This is a genomic window from Bradyrhizobium sp. th-b2, from assembly GCF_000426785.1.
Classification (GTDB): domain Bacteria; phylum Pseudomonadota; class Alphaproteobacteria; order Rhizobiales; family Xanthobacteraceae; genus Bradyrhizobium; species Bradyrhizobium septentrionale.
Genome location: NZ_AUGA01000174.1, coordinates 1 through 4,893, shown reverse-complemented (window position 1 = coordinate 4,893; position 4,893 = coordinate 1). Strand labels below are relative to the sequence as shown.

At 59.4% G+C, this 4,893-nt stretch carries 4 protein-coding genes and 2 pseudogenes; 2 read left to right on the top strand and 4 right to left on the bottom strand.

The window, feature by feature from the left end:
• Positions 1-226, top strand: a pseudogene (locus tag K359_RS64105) (hypothetical protein); the annotation flags it as partial.
• Positions 189-583: pseudogene (locus K359_RS60645) on the top strand (transposase). The pseudogenes K359_RS64105 and K359_RS60645, both read left to right, overlap by 38 nt.
• Before the next feature lie 181 nt (positions 584-764).
• On the opposite strand, the gene K359_RS56360 reads toward K359_RS60645, so the two are convergent.
• From K359_RS56360 to K359_RS0146980, 4 genes are all read right to left on the bottom strand, one after another.
• Complete coding sequence (locus K359_RS56360) at positions 765-2,135, bottom strand: DNA methyltransferase (RefSeq protein ID WP_051346840.1); 1,371 nt, start codon at positions 2,133-2,135, stop codon at positions 765-767.
• A gap of 76 nt (positions 2,136-2,211) precedes the next feature.
• Positions 2,212-2,652, bottom strand: coding sequence for a hypothetical protein (locus tag K359_RS0146990; RefSeq protein WP_156929113.1), 441 nt, complete (start codon positions 2,650-2,652; stop codon positions 2,212-2,214).
• Positions 2,653-2,698: 46 nt separating this feature from the next.
• Entirely contained in the window at positions 2,699-3,217 is a 519-nt protein-coding gene (locus K359_RS0146985; RefSeq protein ID WP_029085144.1) for a DUF5681 domain-containing protein, read from the bottom strand.
• Entirely contained in the window at positions 3,210-3,692 is a 483-nt protein-coding gene (locus K359_RS0146980; RefSeq protein ID WP_029085143.1) for a hypothetical protein, read from the bottom strand. The genes K359_RS0146985 and K359_RS0146980 overlap by 8 nt, the downstream gene beginning before the upstream one ends.
• Between the last annotated feature and the right edge of the window lie 1,201 nt (positions 3,693-4,893).

Genomic DNA, 4,893 nt, shown 5'->3' with positions numbered 1-4,893 from the left:
CGATCATCTGCGGTCCGATCCCGCATTCAAGCTGGCCTGCGGACGGCTGCCAGACACGGGTCGCGAGAGCGTTCCAAGCCTCGCGCCGCCAAACAAGGCCTTGGGCCAGCGCATCGACTGTATCCGTCCGACGGCGACCGCGGGCGGCAGGCTTGTGAATTTTGGCGAACAAGTCAGAAATCGTCTGTATGGACGTCTATACAGATACACTGGTCAGCCGGCTTGAGATCGTCGATACGGGCGGTCGGCGGCGCTTCACCGACGAGGCGAAGCTGCGGATTGTCGCCGAGAGTTATTCAGGTCGGCGATTGGGATCGGCGACAGCCCGCAAGTACGGGATCACGCGCTCCAGTTGGCCGACTGGCGCAACGCCGCGCGATCCGGGCGTTTCGGTGCGGTCTCGACCGAGGGGGTTGTGCCGGCGGTGGTCGTGCCGGACGCGTCGTCAGTGGCTGAGCCGCCGATATCGAGTGGCGCAGGCCGGATAGAGATTGTGAGCCCGAACGGTCGGCGGGTGATCGTAGACAGCGGCGTCGATGTATCAGTGTTACTTCGCGTCGTGCGGGGGCTTGAGACCTTGTGACGATACGGCTCCCCTCAGGTCAAGCGGCGAGGAGCTGCAGAAGGGGCCGTATATGGCCGAGACCTTCCCGGTCCACATCGAGGAAAATTACGTCGTGGTCGAGGTCTAGCGGGCAGCGCTCGCAATAGTGGAAGCAGCAGCGGCTGGCTGAGCTCGGCGACCGTCACTTGAGGCCTTACCCTCACGCCGAGTCCTCCAGCCTCGGCGCGGCTTCCACGGGGGTTGGGGCCGCAGCCGCCCTGAGTGCCTCGATCTCCGCAAAGGGCTTCCCAGTGGCGTCCAGAACCGCGTCTAAGCGGCATACGGCGTGCAACCGGCGAATCGCGACATCGCAGTAGGCCGGATCTATCTCGATGCCATATCCCCGGCGTCCGGTCTTCTCCGCCGCGATCAGTGTCGTGCCGGAGCCGGCGAAGGCGTCCAAGATTATTGCCTTCCGATGCGAACAATCCCGGATAGCGTCCGCGACCATGGCCACGGGCTTAACGGTCGGATGCAGGCTCAGATCATCCCGGTCGCCGCCGAAGCTGTTGACGCCAGCATAGCTCCAGACGTTCGTGCGATATCGGCCGTGCTTGCCGAGCTCCACATTGTTAATGTGGGGCGCGACGCCCGACTTGAAAACGAACACAAGTTCATGCTGCGACCGGTACAGCGAACCCATGCCACCGTTGTTCTTGACCCAGACGCAGAGGTTTTTCAGGTCGGTATATGCGGCGCTGCCGGCGGCCAACATTTCCTGCAGATGGCGCCAGTCCATGCACTGAAAATGAATCGACCCGTCGACGGAGTAGGCCGCGAGATGGCCGAATACGGTCTGCAAGAACGCTGTAAATTCGACCGGGGACATCTCCCCCGATGCCATCGCAAATTCGCGGTGCTGGACCGCGCCAAGGCCGCTAACGTGCCCGGCAATGGGCACATTATAGGGCGGGTCGCTGAATACCATTTGGGCACGCTGCTCGCCTAGCAAGGCCTGATAGGTCTCAGATCGGGTCGAATCGCCGCAAATCAGGCGATGGCTGCCGATGCGCCAAAGGTCGCCGGGTCGGGTGACGGGCGGGTCGGCACTGACCTCAACGGCGGCATCCACAGGGTCGTCATCGCCTGCCAATGAGAGCTCGCCGATCAGCAGGTCGATTTCGGGCAGCTCGAAGCCGGTAATGCTAACGTCGAAATCAACATCGAGATCGGTGAGGTACTGCAGCTCAAGACCCAGCAATTCACGGTCCCAGCCTGCATTTTCGGCCAATCGATTATCTGCGATCACGTAAGCCCGAATTTCGGCTTCGCTCATCGCCGACAAGCGAACAGTCGGAACCTGGTCGATGCCAACGGCTTTGGCAGCTTCCACGCGCCCGTGCCCGGCGACGATTCCGTTAGCGTCATCGACAAGCACAGGGTTTGTAAACCCGAATCGACGGATCGCGTTAGCGATTTGGCCAATTTGCTTTTTCGAATGGGTGCGGGGGTTGGTTGTGCGCGGCTTGAGCGCGCTTACCGTCTGATAGACGATGGAGAGTACGTTTTGACCGGACGCAGATAGTGACATTGGGACCTCCTTGATGAATTAGGAGGTCTTAGGGCCAACGATCGCGGCCCTCATCCAGATTGAATCGGCTGAATTATTATGAAGAAGAGACGCGGTTCAAGAATGATTTCCAATCCATGTGGCGGAACCAGCGTGAAGTTACTAAACGGGCCGCACGCTCATGGGGCGATCCGTCCCACCAGCTCTGATTGCGAACGGCAGCCCAACCTTTCAGCCCAACAGAAAGTTCACGTTTCTGCAGCCAGTCCAGGTACTGGTAATATTTCGCCTTGGCAAGTTGGAAGCGAATGACGGAAAGCGGGCTGTCATCCTTGGGCCGACCGCGCTTCTTCTTTAGTTCACCGCGCAGGCTTTTCACGACCAATTCCGAAAACCATGCCGGCAGTGGCTCCGCGGAATTAGCCTCCAGCACTGCGGCTAGTTCGTCAGCGGTCGGAATTCTGCCCTCGGCAATGCGCCTCTCCAGGTTCAGCAGGCTTGTTGCGTCGAAGAGGTCAAAAAGATTTCGAGGTGGCATCAAGGACATCTCCGCCAATACGGACGCAAGTTGACTGAAGCGGTGATCATCCGGGCGCGCGAACGGCTACCCAGCGTTTATGGAAGGCCAACAGAGCCTCGCCCAGCGGGCTGTGGACGCCCTTAGCCGCCTTCATGAATTCCGCGGCTTTATGATCGACGTAAGTTCCGGGTTCTCGCGCGTTGGCGTTTCGAGCTTCTTCTTCCGCGATGAACTCTTCCATCGACACCTCGGCTGGCGCAAGGAGAAAGCCAAGGCCGCCTTCGAGCTTGTCCGCGGTCGGACTGACCTTCGCACGGATCTCAGCGTTAAGCGCGACCATCGAGGACGCGCCGATGGCAGCCTGTCTGACCATTGACTCGATGACCAGTTGCAGCAAGGTTTTACGCACGATCTTGCCGTCGACGATAACTGCATGCTTCTTTTGAGCGACTTTGCGGGTGAGTTTCTTGAGGTCGACAGAGCCTTTTGGTCGACCTTTCTTGTTGCCTGACGTTCCCTTGAGAAACTGGTGTTCCGCCGGTGGCGGCTTACGCCCCGGCCCGGGCTTAAGCGGGTCACCCACGGTCCAAATCCTCCAGGAATTTCTGATACAGTTCGTCAATATGCGCCTCATCGCGCTCAAATTCGGCTTCGATGGCGGCATAGTCACCCCGCTCCCAAGGCGGCAAGCCGTAGGTTTCGATCATCACTTTAGCGACCCTGATATCAACACCTCGCGGTGCCACGATCACGCCGAGCGTCTCCAATTGCTGCGGCGAAAGCAGTCCCGCGATCGCGCACTCCTTGAGAAACTGCTTTGCCGCGCGAGGCTGGCCCTTAAGTGCTCTCTTGCCGAGCGAGATCATGGTGGCCTCGTGCGGGTGCATACGGACTGATTTGCCGCCTCGTTTGACATTCAGCGGCTTGTCCAACCAGCCAGCGACGTCGGGACTGTTCTCGTTTCGCATACCGCCATTCGGGCGGGCAGCTGTTTGATGTTTCGGTTTGAATTGATGCTCTTTGGGCGGCTTCTTATAGCCAACCTTGTATTCGTTCATGGAAAGCTCCGGGGTTGGGAGCTCGCGCTACAAAAAGAGCGCAGCTCCGGTTGTACCGAAACCACGCAATCTTCCCATCCAGCGTCGAGGTGCCCTAAGAACAGCTCCGGCCTATGCCGGCTATCTGCTCGCAACGGGGTGACTAGCGCGGCCCATGCCACACCTTCCAACAACCCATCTCTAGCAAAATCGAAATAGGCTTTCGAGGCGAAAAAATCAAGAAAGGTTGCTGCCAGACCCGAACCTTTGCGTGCAGCGCACGCTGTTGCAGTCCGGTCCTGCCAGCCAAATGCTGCCACCTGTACGTTCGCATCCGAAATGTTTTCCCGCCAGGCCACCATGGATTCCCGTTGGCTGTTGAAAAATTTCCCGGCCACCCTGCACGGGAATTTCTAACAAAAGCACTGCGGCACAGGGTTAATGTGTCCTAACGGATCACGAAATGGGCCCGGATTCGCGAATTTGCCCTGTTAATTCCCGTAGCCGAGTGAGAGACAGGTTCGCAGATGACTGCGCACACCACCACGCTTCGCCCTGACGGGCTTCGCGTGGCGCAGCCACGCGGGGACCTTCAGGTCGAAGCGTGTCCGGCGTAGCTTGAACGAACGTGAAAGCGAAGACGGACTGGCGCCGCGAGCTTCAGCCGGCAAGCCACGCTTTGGCAACGGCGACGATCTTCCGATTCAACCTGTCAAACAACTAGTTCGGTGTCATCACCCGCGCATGCGGGTGATCCAGTATTCCGGAGACGCCGGTGCTTGAACCGAGGGGCCGCGGCGTACTGGATCGCCCGGTCGAGCCGGGCGATGACAAATGTAGTGGGGACGCAGCTTCGCATTCTCGCGACATATTTGCCCGAGCTTTGCTCTTCGTTTCACCCTCTCTCTTCGCAGAGGGCGCAGGGAAAGCCGGGTGCCGATCGCACCCATGGGCCCCGAGCAAAAGGTAGAAAGCTCGGGGGTAGGACCACAGGTGTAACCGGAAACTCCGGCTTTCCCTGCGCGATGGGTTACGGCTTACTTCGCGCTCTCCCCGGCGAGACTGGGCTTGTTTGTCACCGCCTTCGCAAGACGCAATTGCGTCTTACAAGGGGACACCGGCCACAACTAGGGCGTCAGGACCACACGACTTCACCGTCCGCATCAATCACGCTTCGTCCGTCGTGATCTCAGCGTCCACCGCATCCCACACCGCGTTCGTG

What these genes read in the sequence shown, in the direction of transcription:
- K359_RS0146990 (WP_156929113.1), bottom strand. Translation starts at nt 2,652, where the DNA reads ATGCCACCTCGAAATCTTTTTGACCTCTTCGACGCAACAAGCCTGCTG.
- K359_RS56360 (WP_051346840.1), bottom strand. Translation starts at nt 2,135, where the DNA reads ATGTCACTATCTGCGTCCGGTCAAAACGTACTCTCCATCGTCTATCAG.
- K359_RS0146980 (WP_029085143.1), bottom strand. Translation starts at nt 3,692, where the DNA reads ATGAACGAATACAAGGTTGGCTATAAGAAGCCGCCCAAAGAGCATCAA.